Genomic DNA, 16374 nt, shown 5'->3' on the forward strand with positions numbered 1-16374 from the left:
GCTGGCGCACGCCGCACGCAAGATATGGGGATCGGGGCTGCGGCCCAGCCTCCGAAACTCAGGCTGCGTACGCCCGCAGCCTGAGGGCGCCCGCCATGGCCAGTGCGGCAGCAAGGAACATCACCATCCATTCGGACAAGGTTGGCACAGGGGCGGGAACACTGGCCGCCATCACGGTGAGCGTTCCCGATGCGGCGGCGCCAGGCGGGGCATTGCTGGACGTGACTGGCGACGTCGTGTTGACGTGCGCGCCGATGACTGTCCCCCGAACACTGACGGTAATCGTGCAGGACTGGCCTCCGGCAAGCACGTTCGATCTGCTGGAAAAGGTCTCCGCGCCGGGGTTGATGGAGAACATGCCTCCCCCCGTCGCGAGCGTGCTGCATGTGCCGCCCGTTTGGGTGATGAGATCGATCCCCGCCGGCATGGTGTCACTGAATTGAACGTCGTTGAGCGCCACGGCAACGTTTGGATTCGTCACCGTGATCGTCGCGATGGAATTGCCGTTGGGCGCGACCACTGACGGGTTGAAGCTCTTGGCGATGACCGGTGCGACTTGCGCCGATGCGGTTGCTGCAAAGAGCGCACTGAAAAACAAAGCCGTGACGGCAAGACGCGGCGACTGGTGGTTCATTGCACTCTTTCTGGGTTGTGTGGGTGATTATTGACCGCCGCGGCGCAGCAGCGCGCCGACACACGCGGTGGGAGCAGCTCCATGCGACCCGCGCCTGGCCCGGACACCGTCATGCTGCGCCGCCCTTGCTCACCTCCCACCCACAACAAGGCCCCCAGGCCGTGCCCGAAAGCAATATTCATATCGGTGATGTGAAACATCACGCATGTTCCATTGACTGATATAGCTTGGCGGCGAATGATCCGTCCCCAGGCGCTGGAATGCAGCCCGCATCGGAACCACCGACCAGCACAACAAAGGAGACGCCCATGCATGAATGCCCCGTCACCGTCTTTCCCCGGCAGATCCGCTGGGAGACGGACGGTACCAGCCGCATCCCGTTCCAGGCCTACACCGACGAAGACCTGTACCGCAAAGAACTCGACCGGCTGTTCTACAACGGCCACTGGTGCTACGTGGGCCTGGAAGCCGAGATCCCCAACGCGGGCGATTTCAAGCGCACCGTCATCGGCGAACGCTCCGTGCTGCTGGTGCGTGACAAGGATGCTTCGATCCATGTGGTGGAAAACGTCTGCGCGCACCGCGGCATGGCGTTCTGCCGCGAGCGGCACGGCAACCGCGACAGCCTGACCTGCCCCTACCACCAGTGGAACTACACCTTGTCGGGCGACCTGCAGGGCGTGCCGTTCCGGCGCGGCGTCAAGCAGGATGGCAAGGTCAATGGCGGCATGCCGGCGGACTTCAATCCTGCCGAGCATGGCCTGACCAAGCTCAAGGTCGCCACGCGCGGTGGCGTCGTGTTCGCGTCATTCGACCATGGCGTGGAGCCGCTGGAGGACTTCCTGGGGCCCGCGATCCTGGGCTACTTCGACCGTCTGTTCGACGGCCGCAAGCTCACGATCCTGGGCTACAACCGCCAGCGGATTCCAGGCAACTGGAAGCTGATGCAGGAGAACATCAAGGACCCCTACCACCCAGGCCTGCTGCACACCTGGTTCGTCACCTTCGGTCTCTGGCGCGCCGACAACAAGTCCCAGCTGCTGATGGACGCGCAGCATCGCCATGCGGCCATGGTGTCCACCCGCGGCGCGGCCGGCAAGGCGGCCGACGTGACCCAGGTGTCCAGCTTCAAGGCGGGCATGGAACTGAACGACCCGCGCTTTCTCGACATCGTGCACGAAGACTGGTGGGGTGCACCGACGGCCGTGATGATGACCGTGTTTCCGAGCGTCATCTTCCAGCAGCAGGTCAACAGCGTGTCCACACGCCACATCCAGCCGGACGGCAAGGGCGCCTTCGATTTCGTCTGGACGCATTTCGGCTTCGAAGACGACAGCGAAGAGATGACGCAGCGCCGCCTGCGCCAGGCCAACCTCTTCGGCCCGGCGGGCTTTGTGTCGGCCGACGATGGCGAAGTCATCGAGTGGTCGCAGGAAGGCTTCGAGACCAAGCCCGCGCACCGCACGCTGGCCGAACTCGGTGGCCGGGAGGTCGGCGACACGGACCACATGGTCACGGAGACGCTGATCCGCGGCATGTACGAATACTGGCGCAAGGTGATGGAGGCGTGACCATGGAGTTCCAGACCTACTACGAACTGACGCAACTCTATGCCCGCTACGCAAGTGCACTCGACGCCGCCGATTGGGATGCCTGGCCGGAGTTCTTCATCGACGACTGCACCTACAAGCTGCAGCCGCGCGAGAACCACGAACGCGGTTTTCCACTCGCCACGCTGGCTTTCGACAGCAAGGGCATGCTGAAGGACCGCGTCTATGGCATCCGCGAGACGCTGTTCCACGACCCCTACTACCAGCGCCACGTGGTGGGTGCGCCGCTCGTCCACGAGGTCGGTGCCGATGGCCGCATCCACAGCGAGGCCAACTACGCGGTGCTGCGCACGCGCCTGTCCAAGGAGTCCACCGTTTTCAACGTGGGCCGTACGCTCGATGAGGTGGTGCGCACGCCCGAGGGCCTGAAGTTCGCTTCGCGCCTGGTCATCTACGACAGCGAGATGATCCCCAATTCGCTGATCTACCCCATCTGAGGAACTGCCATGACCACGAACTGGATTGACGCCGCCGCGCGGGACGACGTGCCGCAGGATGACGTGATGGGCCTGGCCGTTGCAGGACGGGACATCGCACTGTATGACGTGGACGGCGAGGTCTTCGCCACCGACAACGTCTGCACCCACGGCCATGCACGGCTGTGCGACGGCTTCCTGGACGGGCACGAGATCGAATGCCCGCTGCACCAGGGCAAGTTCGACGTGCGCTCCGGCCAGCCCACCTGCGCGCCGGTGACCGAGCCCCTGCGCAGCTACCCCGTCAAGATCGAGGGCGGCCGCGTCTGGCTGGCCTTCGACTGAGCGCCACCGCCCTCACAAGGAAAGCCCATGACTGCCAAGCGACCAGAGGTTGCGGCCGCCGCATTGCCGGATGAAGGCGCGGCCGCCCGCCCGATCCACACCATCGTGATCGTCGGCACCGGCCAGGCCGGTGGCTGGGCCGCGCAGACGCTGCGCCGCGAAGGCTTCACAGGCCGCATCGTGCTGATCGGTGACGAGGTCCACCCGCCGCACGAGCGGCCACCGCTGTCCAAGGCGGTGTTGTCTGGCGCCGCACAGCCCGAGACGACGCGCCTGATGAAGCCCGAGGCCTTCGACGCCCTGGGTGCGCAATGGCGGCCCGGGGTGCAGGCGCGCCGCATTGACCGCGCCGCCAGGCAGGTGCTGCTGTCCGATGGCGAAGCGGTGCCCTACGACAAGCTCATCCTGTGCACCGGAGGGCGGGCCCGCCGACTCGCTGTGCCCGGGGCCGACCAGGTGCCGCTGCACACGCTGCGCACCGTCGAAGATGCGATGGCGCTGGCGCCCGCGCTTATGCCCGGCCGTCGCGTGGTGGTGGTGGGCGGCGGCTGGATCGGTCTGGAGGTGGCGGCCACGGCACGCCAGCGGGGCGCTGACGTCGTGGTCGTCGAGACGCAGGGCCGCCTGTGCGAACGCACCGTACCGGCCGCGATATCGGAGTACCTGCTGGCGCTGCATCACTCTCAGGGAACCCGCGTTGTGCTGGGCGCTGGAGTCCTAGGCTTTGCGCGCGCGGCGGATGGCCGCTCGGAAGTGCGGCTCGCTGATGGCAGCGTGCTCGTGGCCGACACCATCGTGCTGGGCATCGGCCTGGTGCCCAACGACGAACTGGCGCGCGAGGCGGGCCTGGCCTGCGAAGGCGGCGTGCTGGTCGATGCCCGGTGCCGCACGTCCGACCCCGACATCCTGGCCGCTGGCGACGTGGCCGTGGCTCTCAACCCCTGGGCCGGGCGCAGGCTGCGGCTCGAGTCGTGGCAGAACGCGCAGGACCAGGGCATCGCTGCCGCGCGCTCGGCCCTGGGCCACGCGGTGGACTACCAGCCGCTGCCCTGGTTCTGGTCCGACCAGTACGGCATGAATCTGCAGATCTACGGCGTGCCGACGCCCGCGCACCGTGTGGTGCAGCGCGGCGACCAGGCCAGCGGCGGCTTCGTGCTGTTCTACCTGGCCGGCGACGTGGTCCAGGCCGCCATCGGCCCCAATGCGGCGCGCGACCTGCGCTTCGCGCGCCGGCTGATCGAGCAGCGCAGGCCGGTCAATGTTGAGCGCCTGGCGGACCTGGGCACGCCGATGTCCAAGCTGTGAATCAGGCGCCCGTTGCTTACTGCCCAAGGCCTGAACCCACCCCACCACCACTTTCAAAAAAGGGAAACCCCGATGACCTCCACCACCTATCTCTGGAATCCACCGCCGGTCTATGCGCTGCCGGTGCGTGGCCGAAGCGAGCGCCTGCCCATCCAGCGGCTGTTTTTTGTCGGCCGCAACTACCACGCGCATGCGGTCGAGATGGGGCGCCCGGTCGACAAGTCGGTCGAGGTGCCGTTCTACTTCACCAAGGCACCGTCCACACTGGTCGAGTCCGGTGCCACCGTGGCCTACCCGCCGGGCACCCAGGACTACCACCACGAAATGGAACTGGTGGTGGCCATCGGCGCGCCCGGCTTTCGCGTGCCCGAGGCCGAGGCTCCGCGCCTCATCTATGGCTATGCCTGCGGCCTGGACATGACGCGCCGCGACCTGCAGCTGGTGGCGCGCGAGAAAGGCCGGCCCTGGGACCTGGGCAAGGACGTGGAGCAGTCCTCCGTGGTCTCGGAGATCGTGCCGATGCAGCAGGCCGTCCTGAGCCAGGGCGAGCTGGCGATGTCGGTCAACGGGAAGGTACGCCAGAAGTCCGACCTGTCCAAGCTGATCTGGAACATCCCCGAGCTGATCGCCGACCTGTCCAGGTTCTACCACCTGCTGCCCGGCGACCTGATCTTCACCGGCACGCCCGAAGGCGTGGGCCCGGTGCAGCCAGGTGACCGCATCGACGGCCAGATCGACGGCGTGGGCAGCATCGTGCTCCACGTCGGCCCTGCGGAGTGACACAACGATGAATCAAGGAGACAAACCCACCATGACCACCGACCTGACGCCTTCCCCCGTGCGGCTGCATGCCGTGGCGGGGCGGGGCCAGCCCGACCCCACGCCCGCGCTGGAGGAGCTCTACCGAGGCTTCGAGCAGGAACTGCTGGTGCCGCTCTGGACCGAGATCGGCGACCTGATGCCCCGGCAACCCCAATCCAAGGCCGTGCCACACCTGTGGCGCTGGGACCGGCTGAAGGCACTGGCCGCGCAGGCCGGCGAGATCGTGCCCGTGGGCCGCGGTGGCGAGCGCCGCGCGATCGCGCTGGCCAACCCGGCGCTGGGCGGCCGTCCGTTCGCCACGCCCACGCTGTGGGCCGCCATCCAGTACCTGATGCCGGGTGAAGATGCTCCCGAGCACCGGCACACGCAGCACGCCTTCCGCTTCGTGGTGGAGGGCGAGGGCGTCTGGACGGTGGTCAATGGCGATGCGGTGCGCATGTCGCGCGGCGACTTCCTGCCGCAGGCAGGGTGGAACTGGCACGCCCACCACAACGCCGCCACCGAGCCCATGGCCTGGATCGATGGCCTGGACATTCCGTTCTCGTACTACACCGAGAGCCAGTTCTTCGAGGTCGGGCGCGAGCGGATTTCGCCCGCCGAGCGCACCACGGCGGAGCGTTCGTACTCCGAAAGGCTCTGGGGCCACCCCGGCTTGCGCCCCGTCTCGATGGCGGGAGCGCAGCCCGCCACCCCGCTCCTGGCCTACCGCTGGGTGGACACCGACGGCGCGCTGGCCGATCAGCTCGCCCTGGAGGCCGAAGGCCAGGCCGGCACGCTGAGCCCGGGGCATGCGGCGGTGCGCTTTACCAACCCTGCCACCGGCGGCGATGTGCTGCCGACGATGCGCACCGAGATGCACCGCGTGCGCGCGGGCGGCGCGACGCGCGTCCATCGCGAGGTGGGCTCGTCCGTGTTCCAGGTGTTCGACGGCAGTGGCTCCGTGACCGTGGGAGAGCGCACCTGGCACGTGGCGCGTGGCGACTTGTTCGTGGTGCCGTCGTGGCAGCCGTTCTCGGCCCAGGCATCCGCCTCGGGTGCGCTCGACCTTTTCCGTTTCAGCGACGCGCCGATTTTCGAGGCGCTGCACGCCCACCGCGCCCAGACCACCGGTTGAGCCGGAGGCCTCCGGCCTGCATGCCGCGCTTGCCCACCCCACCGATCAGCCACGAAACAACAGGCCGATTCCGACCCAATGACAAGGAGACATAGCCATGATCACAGCCATCCGTACTTCCATTGCCCGCACGGCCGCTGCGCTTTGCGCCTGGGCCCTGCTGACCGCTGCGGGCTTGCCCGGCGCAGCGGCGCAGACATACCCCGCCAAGCCCGTGCGGTCCGTCGCGCCGTATTCCCCGGGCAGCGGCCCGGACGCGGTGATGCGCATCCTCAGTGAAAGGTTGTCGCGCCAGTGGGGCCAGCAACTGGTCATCGACAACAAGCCGGGCGCCAACGGTTTCATCGCCATCGGTGACGCCAAACGCGCAGCGCCTGACGGCTACACCGTGCTGCAGGTGGACAACACCCACATGGCCCTGCAGCCGCATGTGTTCAAGCAGCTGCCGTACGACCCGCTGAAGGACTTCGAGCCGGTGGCACCGGTGTACTTCACCAACTTCTTCGTGGTGGTGGCGGCCAATTCGCCCTGGAAAGACGTGGGCGACCTGATCCGGGCGGCCAAGGCGGCACCCGGCGAGATCACCTATGGATCATGGGGCATCGGCAGCGTGGCCCATGTCGGCGCGGCAATGCTCGAAGCCGCGACCGATACGAAGATGATGCACGTGCCCTACAAGGACATGGGGAACGTCTACACCTCCGTCGCCACCGGTGACATCAAGTGGGCGTTCGGCACGGCGGCGACGGCCGGACCGATGTACCAGGCCAAGAAGGTGAAGTTCCTGGCGCTCGCCGCACCCAAGCGTCTGGCGGGCTTCACCGATATCCCGACCGTCGGCGAGGCGGGCGGGCCGGCGGGGTTCGAGGTGAAGACCTGGGTGGGTTTGTTCGCTCCTGTCGGCACACCGAAGGCGTCGATCGAGAAGATCAATGCCGATGTGGGCAAGGTGCTCGCGACCGCCGAGGTCAGGGAACGCCTGGCGACGTTCGGATTCGAGCCCTACATTGGCCCGCCGAGCGAGCTGATCCGCGCCATCGAACGCGATTCGCGCACGTTCGGTGATGTCGTCAAGCGCGCCAAGATCGCTCTGGACTGACCATGAAGCTCTACACCTTCTTCCGCAGTGGAACGTCCCACCGCCTGCGCATCGCGCTGAACCTGAAAGGCCTTTCGTACGAGCAGGTCGCGGTCGATCTGCGGCGCGAGGAGCATCTGGCGCAGGCCTTCAAGGCGATCAATCCACAGCAGTTCGTGCCGGTCCTGGAGACGGACGACCGCCTGATGACCCAGTCGCCGGCGATCATCGAATGGCTCGAAGAGCGCCATCCGAGTCCGCCGCTGCTCCCCACCGATGCCGCAGAGCGTGCCCAGGTGCGCGCACTCGCGGCCATCGTGGGCTGCGATATCCACCCGGTCAACAACCGGCGCATCCTGGAAGCCTTGCGCCACCGTTTTGGCGCGGACGAGGCAGCCGTGAACGATTGGTGCGGCACCTGGATCGGCGCGGGCTTCGACGCCATCGAAACACTGCTCGCGAGCGACCGGCGGCGTGGCGACTTCTGCTTTGGCAAGCACCCTACGCTGGCCGATGTCTACCTGGTGCCGCAGGTGGAGAGCGCGCGCCGCTTCAAGGTCGACCTGGCGCGCTGGCCGCGGGTGCAGGCGGTGGACCTGGCCTGCGGGCAACTGGACGCATTCCGGCAAGCCGCGCCCAGTGCGCAGCCCGATGCGGGCTGAACCTCAGTCGCCCTGCATGTAAAAGGCCTCGGCATGGATGTGGGCCGGCTCCATGCCCTTGCCCAGCGCCACCAGCGTGGTCGTCTCCACCATCGGCGGTGAGCCGCACAGATACGCATGCCAGCCGCGCAGGCTGGCGTGGTCCTGTTCGATGGCCTGGGTCACCAGCCCGCGCCGCTGCGCCGCAGGGTCCGCGCCCGAGGCCACCACCACATGCAGCTGCAGCGCAGGGTGTGCGTGGCGCAGCTGGTCCAGCCAGGTGAGGCCGTACAGCTCGCGTGGCGAGCGCACTCCGAAGTACAGGTGAATGGGGTTGCGCATGCCGGCGGCCACGGCGCCACGCACCACCGAAAGCACCGGTGCCAGCCCCGTGCCCCCCGCCACGCACAGTATCGGCCCGGTGTGCTGCTGGCGCAGATAGGCTGCACCCAACGGCCCGCTGACCTTGACGGCATCCCCTGCCTTCAGTTGATCCACGATGTAGCCGCTGACCCGGCCCCTGGGCATCAGCTGCACGTGGAACTCCAGCAGCTCTTCGCTCGGCAAGCTCGCCATGGAATAAGGACGCACGTGGGCCGGCGTGAAAGCGATCTGCGCGTACTGGCCCGGTGAGAATGCGATCGGCTTGGTGACCTTGAGCAGCAGGCGCCGGATGTCGACCGCCAATGGCTCGATGGCCGCGACAGTGGCCTTGGCCACACGCGCCCGGTGCACCACGGCCTCCTCGGGCGCCGGCACTTCGATCGTGCAGGCCTCGGTCACATAGGTCTGGCAGGCCAGCACGGCACCGTCCATGCCGTCCAGCGGGCGCTGCTGCTCACGCCCCCCATCGAACACCTCGCCATCGAGCACCCGGCAGCGGCAGATACCGCAGCGGCCGGAGAGGCAGGAGTAGGACATCGGAACCTGCGCCGCGCGCAGGGCGTCGAGCAGATTCACGCCCGGTGCGGCACGGATCACGCGGTTAAGCGGCTGAACAAGAATGTCCATGGCGGGCGGGCTGCGAGATCATTCATGCGATTGTGCATAAGAATCATCGGCTGCAATACCATTGCCGCTTCATATCACCCGCACTGATGGAGTGGCGATGGAGTTATCTGACATCGATCTGAACCTGCTGGTCTTGTTTCAGCAACTCATGGTCGAGCGGCGCGTGTCCAAGGTGGCCGACAACATGGGCCTCACCCAGCCTGCCGTCAGCAATGCGCTGGCCAAGCTGCGCCGAATCTTCGGCGACGAGTTGTTCCTGCGCACGTCGGGCGGCATGGTGCCCACGCCCTTTGCCGAACAACTCGGCGAACCGGTCGGATACGCGCTGGGCATGATCCACAGTGGACTGAACCAGCGCATGCAGTTCACGCCGGCCACGCTCAAGCGCACCATCACCATCGGCATGACGGACATTGGAGAGATCGTCTTCCTTCCAGCGCTGCTGGAGCGCCTGGGGCGGGAAGCGCCCGGTGTGACGCTGAATACCGTGCGCAACAACGCGACCAATCTGCGCGACGATATGGAGTCTGGCAAGGTGGACCTGGCCATCGGCCTGCTGCCCCAACTCAAGGCGGGCTTCTTCCAGCGGCGGCTGTTTCGCCAGCGCTATGTGTGCCTGTTCCGCAAGGGCCACACGCTGGACCGGCCGAAGCTGCTGCTCGCCGACTACAAGGCGGCGGAGCACCTGGTGATCGTCGCCGCGGGCACGGGGCATGGCAAAGTCGACGAGTTGATCCAGAAGGCCGGCATCGACCGCCTTGTGCGGCTGAGCGTGCCGCACTTTGTCAGTGTGGGCCACATCCTGCAAGGCACGGCGCTGGTGGCGACGGTGCCCGAGCTCCTGGCACTCAAGCTGGTCGAGCCCTTCGGGCTGACATTGCGCACGCACCCGGTCAAGTTGCCCGAGGCACCGATCAGTGTGTTCTGGCATGCCAAGGTGCATCGCGAACCAGTGAACCAGTGGCTGCGTGGCATGGTGTTCGAGTTGTTCGGCGGCGATCGCGCTGATGGCAGCGGGTCGCCGTGACCGCCGACAGTCTGGGGCCGTCCGCCAGCTCGCTCTTGAACCGACGCCGCCATCCAGAGCTCCCATCGCAGACAAAAAAGAGGGGCGCAGACATCCGTCCACGCCCCTCCCATCTTGCGGTGCCAGGCCATCGATTCCGGCCTATCGCGCTGATTCAATTCACGGCACCAACGCAGCCATCTCCCCCGCAGGCACCACCCCATAGTGGTCCAGCTGCATCGAGTACTGCGCGCGGCCCGAAGACAAGGCGCGCAGGCTGCCGATGTAGCCGAACATCTCTTTCAGCGGTACCTCGGCCTCGACCGTGGCGGCGTTGCCGCGCTGGCCCTGGCCGCGCACGATGCCGCGACGGCGGTTCAGGTCGCCAATGCTGTCGCCCAGGTACTCGGCCGGGGTGATGACCTCCACGGCCATCACGGGCTCCAGCACCTGGGGTGCCGCTTTCGCAAAACCTTCGCGGAAGGCGGCCATGGCCGCCAGCTCGAAGGCCAGCGTGGACGAGTCGCGCTCGTGGAAGCTGCCGTCCACCAGCGTGGCCGCGAAGTCCACGGCGGGGAAGCCGGCCACCACGCCCGTGAGGGCGGCGCGGCGGATGCCGGCCTCCACCCCAGGGATGAACTCGCGCGGCACGGCGCCGCCGACGATGCGGTTGTCAAAGCGGATGCCTTCGCCCCTGGGCAGGGGTTCGAGCAGCAACCTCACCTCGGCGAACTGGCCGGGGCCGCCCGATTGCTTCTTGTGCACATGGTGTACCTCCACACTCTTCGAAATGGTTTCACGGTAGGCCACCTGGGGGCGGCCGACCGACACGTTGACGCCGTGGCGTGCGCGCAGCTTCTCGATCGAGACCTCGAGCTGCAGCTCGCCCATGCCGGACAGAATGGTCTGGCCGGATTCGGCATCGTGCTGCAGGCGCAGGCTCGGGTCTTCGCGCAGCAGGGACTGCAGGGCCTTGGACAGGCCTTGCTGGTCCGCGCTCGCCTTGGGCTCGATGGCCACATGGATCACCGGCTCGGGCACGCTGATCTGCTCCAGCACCACGGGGTGGGCCGGGTCGCTCAGCGTGTGCCCCGTCAGCGTGTCCTTGAGGCCCACGACGGCGGCGATGTCGCCCGCCACCAGCTCGTCGCGCTCGATGTGCTTGTCGGCATGCACTTCGTACAGGCGCGACACGCGCTCGGTCTTGCCCGTGCTGGTGTTGAGCACCACGTCGCCCCGGCCCAGACGGCCGCTGTACACGCGCACGAACACCTTGGCGCCGTGGTCGTCGGTGACGACCTTGAACGCCAGGGCCTTGAACGGGTCCGCAGCGGTCTCGCCGCCTTCGCGCACGATGTCGTCCGGAGAGGGCAAGTAGTCCACCACGGCGTCGAGCAAAGGCTCCACGCCGCGGTTCTTGAAGGCCGAGCCGGCCAGCGCGGGCACGAAGGCGCCGGCCAGCACGCCCTTGCGGATGGCGGCACGCAGCACATCCACAGCGATCTCTTCGCCGTTCACGTAGGCCTGCAGCGCGGCTTCGTCCTGCTCCACGGCGGCCTCTACCAGGCGGGCGCGTGCGCGCACGGCTTGCTCGAGCAGCTCGGCGGGCACGTCGGCTTCGCGGTAGGGCGCACTCGCGTCGTCCTTGTCCCAGATGCGGGCGCGCAGGCTCAGCAAGTCCACCACGCCGCGGAAGTCGCCTTCCGCACCGATGGGGATCTGCAGCGGCACCACGCGCACGCCCAGGCGCTCTTCCATCATGGCCACCACGCGGTGGAAGTCGGCGCCCACGCGGTCGAGCTTGTTGATGAAGGCGATGCGCGGCACGCGGTACTTGTCGGCTAGGCGCCAGTTGGTCTCGGTCTGCGGCTCCACACCGGCCACGCCGTCGAACACGACGACCGCACCGTCGAGCACGCGCAGCGAGCGGTTCACCTCGATGTTGAAATCGATGTGGCCGGGCGTGTCGATCAGGTTGAGCTGCGTGCCCTTCCAGTGCACGGTGACGGCCGCGCTGTTGATGGTGATGCCGCGCTGTTGCTCCTGCGGATCGAAGTCCATGTGCGCCGTGCCGTCGTGCACTTCGCCGATGCGATGGCTCTCGCCCGTGTAGAACAGGATGCGTTCGGTGGTCGTGGTCTTGCCCGCGTCGACGTGGGCAATGACGCCGAGGTTGCGCAGATGGGCATTGCTGGTGTTGCGTGAATTTCTCATGGCGAATCTTTCAATCTCTTGCGGTTGCGCCCGGCTCTGCGAGCAGCTGCCGCCTGGTTGGCTATCTGCCAGCCCAGGCGAGATGGATTCGCCTTCAGGCTAGCGTTGAATGGGTGTTGTGCTGTCGCCGAAGCCCGGGCGCACGGAACTCAAGCTCCGGCGGCCGGGAATCGTGGCAATCAACTTGTCGTAGGTACGCATAGATTGGGTGGTGAGAAAGTCTGAAAAAACAAAAACCCCGGAGGTGGAGCCTGCCGGGGTTTTATGGACCGGAAGGCGCACAGCCCTCCGACACGCGATCGAGGGGCGCAACTAGGGGGCGAACGATGCCTTGATCACGTTGGTGAGAATTTTCATAAGAGCGAATTATCCTCCTCGCACAAAAAGCTTGCAAGCGACCTGGCTGCCTGCCTGCGCCTGCCGCCTCCGGCTCGGGCAAAGAACTGGCTGTTGTCTGGCCGCACGGCGTTCGAAACCTGCGCATAGCAGGGCCGAATCGACATTGCAGGCACAGCGGGCGGCAGGACGGCGCAACTGAATCTTGCGTGCATGCCTGTCACTGCATCGAAGGTGGATGACCGCTGTAGGCCACACAGCGACTGCCGTCACGCGCGATTTTCCAACGGATGGGTGCCATCGGCGACAACAGTCACTGCCTGATCAAAACTCGGCGATGAACGGCCAGCAGGGGCATGGGCAGCACGCCTCATTCTCCTGTGCGCCGCCACACCAGCCCCAGCGCCTTGACTTTCTGCCAGGCACTGGCGCGTTCGTCCGAAAGCACGTCCAGAAAGTCCGACAGGCGTTTGGACTTGACCATGGTGTAAACCGTCAGCAAGGTGGTCAAGGCAAACACGACGGCAAAAATCCCCAGCTTGCGGCCCGGGGGAGCATCGGCCTCGGCCAGCAAATTCATGCCCAGGAAGCCCGTGGTCACGGTGCCGATCAGGCCAAAGATGGTCACGACCGTCAGCCTGACGACGGTGTTGGCCTGGCGGCGCAGGCTGTCCGCGTCCAGGTACTGGTTCATTTCGCCAATGCGCTCCTTGACCTCCGTGTACAGCGGGTCCAGCCCGAGGTGGTTGGCGCACATGCGGAACAGGGCACGCACCTGGGCCTGTTCGGACACCTCGTGGAACCAGTAGCGGTGCGTGAAGCGCAGAAAGCCGGCAAAGCTGTCACGGATCGTGCGCTTGAAGCGGCGCACGCTGGCGGCGTCGGCAATGTCCAGGTTTTTCAGTGCCTCGGCCAGCCGGTCCGAGAACATCAGCAGCGCCGCTTTCTGAAAATGCGCGATCAGGAACAACAAGAAATGCTGGTGCCGGAACTGCGCCAGCACCCCCCGGTCGCGGCAGACAAAAAACGGGCTGTGGGCATCGCCCAGCACCAGCAGCGAATGGCCGCTGCAAAGATACCGCGTGTTGGGAGCCGCGCCACTGTGGCTCCAGAATCGGTCGTAACAAAACCGATTTTCGAAGTCGGCCAGATGCTCTTCGGCATAGGGCAGGCTGGCGTCGTCGCTGGAGGTGGCCGCCCCGGTCACCAGGCCGAGGCGAACGAAGTCGCTGCGGCTCAGTGCGCGCGGGTTGTCCAACGCCAGAAAGGCCAGTTGCGGCATGCGGTAGTACTCGATCTGGCGGTAGCGCAGAGGCCCACTGCGCTCGGAATGGTCGCTCACCAGGGGCTCCAGCAGCCAGGCCCAGTGGGCCGCGATGCGCGGAGCACGGTGGCTGCTGACATGGGCCATGAAGAGGTCACGCTGGTTGGCATCGGACTGGGCCAGCACCTGCCCGGCGGCGTCCAGCCACTCGGCGCTGTACAGGCAGTGCTGCGCATGGCCGTTGGCGTCCCAGCCGGCGGGGTAGCCGCGGCCAAAGCGGTACAGCAGCTCCTGTGCCTGGGCCAGCGCCAGGTCGCGGGCGCTGACCTCGACATTGAGCAGCACCAGATCCAGGTCGAGGAAAAAGTAAAGGTCCACATGGACGATGTCGAGCGTGATCGGCGGCGCACCGGGGTGCAGCACCGCCCGCACGGCACTGACGTCGCTGCGCCGGAACACCCGCATCGGTGAACCTGCGGCGCTGCTGCCTTTCTGGCTGCGCCCCTCGCCGTACAGGAAGCGCTGCACGTAGGGCAAGAAGGTCACGAACTCGTTGTAGTGGCGCTCGTGAAAACGATCGCTGTCGCCCGTGAATTCATCCACCACCTCGCGCCAGGGCGACGCCTCGCCCATGTCCGCCAGCACCTGCCAGGGCTTGGCGTGCCGCCCCTCGGAGCCACGCACCGGCATCAGTCGCAAGGGCCACAACAGGACCTGGCGGAACTCTCGCACGCAGGCAGGATGGGACTCAACGGACATGGGGTGGCCTTTCGTCTGGTTCGTGATGCCGAGCAAAACACTTGCGGCGTGGGCACCGTGCGCCGACTGGCGGTTCATTCAGCCGACATGGCGTGGGCGCCAGCGCCCATTTCACGTGGTGCAGCCAGAAAATCAATCCCGGATTTCCTCGCGACCTGCCGAAAACCGGGCTTCGGAAACCATGCTAACCAAAACAGCGGAGGATGGGTCCATCGCATCGGCGATCGGCCCATTTCCGAGCAGGTCCGCCGTCCGCAAAAAAACCGTCAAATGTTCCCGCGTCGAACTACCCAGGCGTCACCGCGTCAGGTTGCAAACGAGACGCGCTGCCACGCTGCGCAGTGGATGTGAATCGGCGTTCCACCTGCAGCAGGAAGTGCGAGAGCAAAGTGGAATACAGCTTGTCGCCCAATGCCGCATCTTCCATGCCAACATCGAGATTGGGGTTGTCGTTGATCTCGATGACATAGACACCAGAAGCCGTGGCCTTGATGTCCACCCCATAAAATCCATTGCCAACCAGGCGCGCGGAGTTGACGGCTGCCGCCAGCACCTCTGTGGGCACGTCTTGCAGCGGTACACCCTGAACCCGCCCCTCCGTGTACTTGCCATTTGCTGTGTGCTGCAGTATCTGCCAGTGCCCATTGCACATGAAGTACTTCGCCGCGAAGACCGCTTGCCCCGCCAGAACCCCGACGCGCCAGTCAAAGTCTGTGTACATGTACTCCTGCAGCAGGATGATTTCCGATTCCCTGAGCATGCCTTTCGCAATGTCCTGGAGATGCTCAAAGCTCTCCGCCTTCTTGACACTGCGGCTGAACGCACCATCCGGTACTTTCACCACCACGGGGTAGTCCAGCGTGTGCTCCATGCCGGCCAGCGTGCGCCGGCTGGCCATGCGCGTCACCGGTGTGGCAATGGCATGCTCGCGCAGAAGCTCCGCCAAAAAGGCTTTGTTCGTGCAGCGCAGGATGGACACGGGGTCGTCTATGACCGGCATGCCCTCGGCGACAGCCTTTCTCGCAAACTGAAAGGTATGGTGCGTCACCGCGGTGGTTTCCCGAATGAACAGCGCATCGAACTGGGTCAGGCGGGAGAAGTCCTTCTTCTCGATAAGCTCCACCGCAATTCCCATGTCCTGCCCCACATCAACCAACTTCTTGAGCGTCCTGAGACTGGACGGAGGAAGCGGGTCATCCGGATCGTGCAGGACCGCGAGGTCCATCCGGGGCAGTGGCATGGCGACCATGGGGCGCCAGCTGCGCCGCGTGTACTGGCGGAGCGCTCGAACAAGGACCTCATCGCGCGCAGGCTCGACATCGCGAAGGTCCAACGCCTGTATTCCGCCGAGCTGCCAGTTTGCGGACTGCTCCTGCCGTTCGAGGGTGATCTCCATCAATGGACAACGGAACAGTTCAAAGCTCTTTCGAGCCAGCGGCGCCAGCACGGGGTCCTCCATGACCCCGAAGAACACATGCAAGGTCAGCGTATTCACGGAGCCGGGGATTTCCTTCAGCGGACCGACCAGCCTATTGAGCTGCACGAACGCTTCATCAGGCTGCATTCGCTTGCGCTGAAGGCTGAGTATGGTGTCCACGCTGGGGGTGACCCGGTCGCCACGCGCCTCCGCCAGCAGGGAGCAGTAGTAGCCCATGCTGAGGTAGCCATAAGTCCGGCAAAGGTTCGTGACCTTGCGAAAACGCCCCCGGGCATCCGGCTCCTCCGCGACGAATTGATCGGCGGTGATGACTCTGATCTCGGGCTCGCTCCATCGAAAGTCTGCGAGCTTCTCCACCACGATCACATGTTCTGAAGACAA

The 16374-nt window shown here is 65.9% G+C and carries 14 protein-coding genes; 9 read left to right on the top strand and 5 right to left on the bottom strand.

Annotation, left to right across the window (positions count from 1 at the left end; genetic code table 11):
• Positions 1-58 precede the first annotated feature (58 nt).
• Positions 59-634 carry an IPTL-CTERM sorting domain-containing protein gene (locus tag ACAM51_RS09480; protein WP_369643397.1) on the bottom strand — a complete coding sequence of 192 codons (576 nt, stop codon included), beginning with the start codon at positions 632-634 and terminating at the stop codon, positions 59-61.
• 308 nt (positions 635-942) lie between these two features.
• Between ACAM51_RS09480 and ACAM51_RS09485 the strand changes: the two genes are divergently transcribed.
• The 8 genes from ACAM51_RS09485 to maiA all read left to right on the top strand — a co-directional run bounded on the left by ACAM51_RS09485 (position 943) and on the right by maiA (position 7986).
• Positions 943-2205, top strand: a complete 1263-nt coding sequence (locus ACAM51_RS09485; RefSeq protein WP_218296170.1) for an aromatic ring-hydroxylating dioxygenase subunit alpha — start codon at positions 943-945, stop codon at positions 2203-2205.
• 2 nt (positions 2206-2207) lie between these two features.
• A complete protein-coding gene (locus ACAM51_RS09490; protein ID WP_369643398.1) occupies positions 2208-2681 on the top strand; it encodes a nuclear transport factor 2 family protein in 474 nt (157 codons plus the stop codon).
• Positions 2682-2690: 9 nt separating this feature from the next.
• On the top strand, positions 2691-3005 hold the full coding sequence (locus tag ACAM51_RS09495) for a non-heme iron oxygenase ferredoxin subunit (protein ID WP_369643399.1): 315 nt from the start codon (positions 2691-2693) through the stop codon (positions 3003-3005).
• A 27-nt stretch (positions 3006-3032) separates the two neighbouring features.
• Entirely contained in the window at positions 3033-4310 is a 1278-nt protein-coding gene (locus ACAM51_RS09500; RefSeq protein WP_369643400.1) for an NAD(P)/FAD-dependent oxidoreductase, read from the top strand.
• 72 nt (positions 4311-4382) lie between these two features.
• Positions 4383-5090 (top strand): fumarylacetoacetate hydrolase family protein, encoded by a 708-nt coding sequence (locus tag ACAM51_RS09505; RefSeq protein ID WP_369643401.1) that lies wholly within the window; start codon positions 4383-4385, stop codon positions 5088-5090.
• Positions 5091-5121: 31 nt separating this feature from the next.
• A complete protein-coding gene (locus ACAM51_RS09510) occupies positions 5122-6246 on the top strand; it encodes a cupin domain-containing protein (protein ID WP_369643402.1) in 1125 nt (374 codons plus the stop codon).
• Between the two features lie 97 nt (positions 6247-6343).
• Entirely contained in the window at positions 6344-7345 is a 1002-nt protein-coding gene (locus ACAM51_RS09515; RefSeq protein WP_369643403.1) for a Bug family tripartite tricarboxylate transporter substrate binding protein, read from the top strand.
• A gap of 2 nt (positions 7346-7347) precedes the next feature.
• Positions 7348-7986 (top strand): maleylacetoacetate isomerase, encoded by a 639-nt coding sequence (gene maiA, locus ACAM51_RS09520; RefSeq protein ID WP_218296177.1) that lies wholly within the window; start codon positions 7348-7350, stop codon positions 7984-7986.
• 3 nt (positions 7987-7989) lie between these two features.
• Here the strand turns inward: maiA and ACAM51_RS09525 are convergent, their stop codons facing one another.
• Positions 7990-8976 carry a 2Fe-2S iron-sulfur cluster-binding protein gene (locus tag ACAM51_RS09525; RefSeq protein WP_369643404.1) on the bottom strand — a complete coding sequence of 329 codons (987 nt, stop codon included), beginning with the start codon at positions 8974-8976 and terminating at the stop codon, positions 7990-7992.
• A gap of 97 nt (positions 8977-9073) precedes the next feature.
• Here ACAM51_RS09525 and ACAM51_RS09530 point away from each other — a divergent pair, with 97 nt between their 5' ends.
• Complete coding sequence (locus tag ACAM51_RS09530) at positions 9074-10003, top strand: LysR family transcriptional regulator (protein WP_218296179.1); 930 nt, start codon at positions 9074-9076, stop codon at positions 10001-10003.
• Positions 10004-10162: 159 nt separating this feature from the next.
• Here the strand turns inward: ACAM51_RS09530 and fusA are convergent, their stop codons facing one another.
• The 3 genes from fusA to ACAM51_RS09545 all read right to left on the bottom strand — a co-directional run bounded on the left by fusA (position 10163) and on the right by ACAM51_RS09545 (position 16374).
• On the bottom strand, positions 10163-12196 hold the full coding sequence (fusA, locus tag ACAM51_RS09535) for an elongation factor G (protein ID WP_218339779.1): 2034 nt from the start codon (positions 12194-12196) through the stop codon (positions 10163-10165).
• Between the two features lie 706 nt (positions 12197-12902).
• On the bottom strand, positions 12903-14555 hold the full coding sequence (locus tag ACAM51_RS09540) for a hypothetical protein (RefSeq protein WP_369643405.1): 1653 nt from the start codon (positions 14553-14555) through the stop codon (positions 12903-12905).
• Positions 14556-14841: 286 nt separating this feature from the next.
• The gene (locus ACAM51_RS09545) at positions 14842-16374 is read right to left on the bottom strand and encodes a RimK family protein (RefSeq protein ID WP_369643406.1); all 1533 of its coding nucleotides are present in this window, start codon (positions 16372-16374) and stop codon (positions 14842-14844) included.

It is taken from the genome of Acidovorax sp. A79 (genome assembly GCF_041154505.1).
Taxonomy (GTDB): Bacteria; Pseudomonadota; Gammaproteobacteria; order Burkholderiales; family Burkholderiaceae_C; genus Acidovorax.

Bases quoted from the DNA above. Each gene is read 5' to 3' on its own strand.
- maiA (WP_218296177.1), top strand. From the start codon at position 7,348: ATGAAGCTCTACACCTTCTTCCGCAGTGGAACGTCCCACCGCCTGCGC.
- ACAM51_RS09480 (WP_369643397.1), bottom strand. From the start codon at position 634: ATGAACCACCAGTCGCCGCGTCTTGCCGTCACGGCTTTGTTTTTCAGT.
- ACAM51_RS09495 (WP_369643399.1), top strand. From the start codon at position 2,691: ATGACCACGAACTGGATTGACGCCGCCGCGCGGGACGACGTGCCGCAG.
- ACAM51_RS09490 (WP_369643398.1), top strand. From the start codon at position 2,208: ATGGAGTTCCAGACCTACTACGAACTGACGCAACTCTATGCCCGCTAC.
- ACAM51_RS09505 (WP_369643401.1), top strand. From the start codon at position 4,383: ATGACCTCCACCACCTATCTCTGGAATCCACCGCCGGTCTATGCGCTG.
- ACAM51_RS09485 (WP_218296170.1), top strand. From the start codon at position 943: ATGCATGAATGCCCCGTCACCGTCTTTCCCCGGCAGATCCGCTGGGAG.
- ACAM51_RS09510 (WP_369643402.1), top strand. From the start codon at position 5,122: ATGACCACCGACCTGACGCCTTCCCCCGTGCGGCTGCATGCCGTGGCG.
- fusA (WP_218339779.1), bottom strand. From the start codon at position 12,196: ATGAGAAATTCACGCAACACCAGCAATGCCCATCTGCGCAACCTCGGC.
- ACAM51_RS09530 (WP_218296179.1), top strand. From the start codon at position 9,074: ATGGAGTTATCTGACATCGATCTGAACCTGCTGGTCTTGTTTCAGCAA.
- ACAM51_RS09515 (WP_369643403.1), top strand. From the start codon at position 6,344: ATGATCACAGCCATCCGTACTTCCATTGCCCGCACGGCCGCTGCGCTT.
- ACAM51_RS09525 (WP_369643404.1), bottom strand. From the start codon at position 8,976: ATGGACATTCTTGTTCAGCCGCTTAACCGCGTGATCCGTGCCGCACCG.
- ACAM51_RS09540 (WP_369643405.1), bottom strand. From the start codon at position 14,555: ATGTCCGTTGAGTCCCATCCTGCCTGCGTGCGAGAGTTCCGCCAGGTC.
- ACAM51_RS09500 (WP_369643400.1), top strand. From the start codon at position 3,033: ATGACTGCCAAGCGACCAGAGGTTGCGGCCGCCGCATTGCCGGATGAA.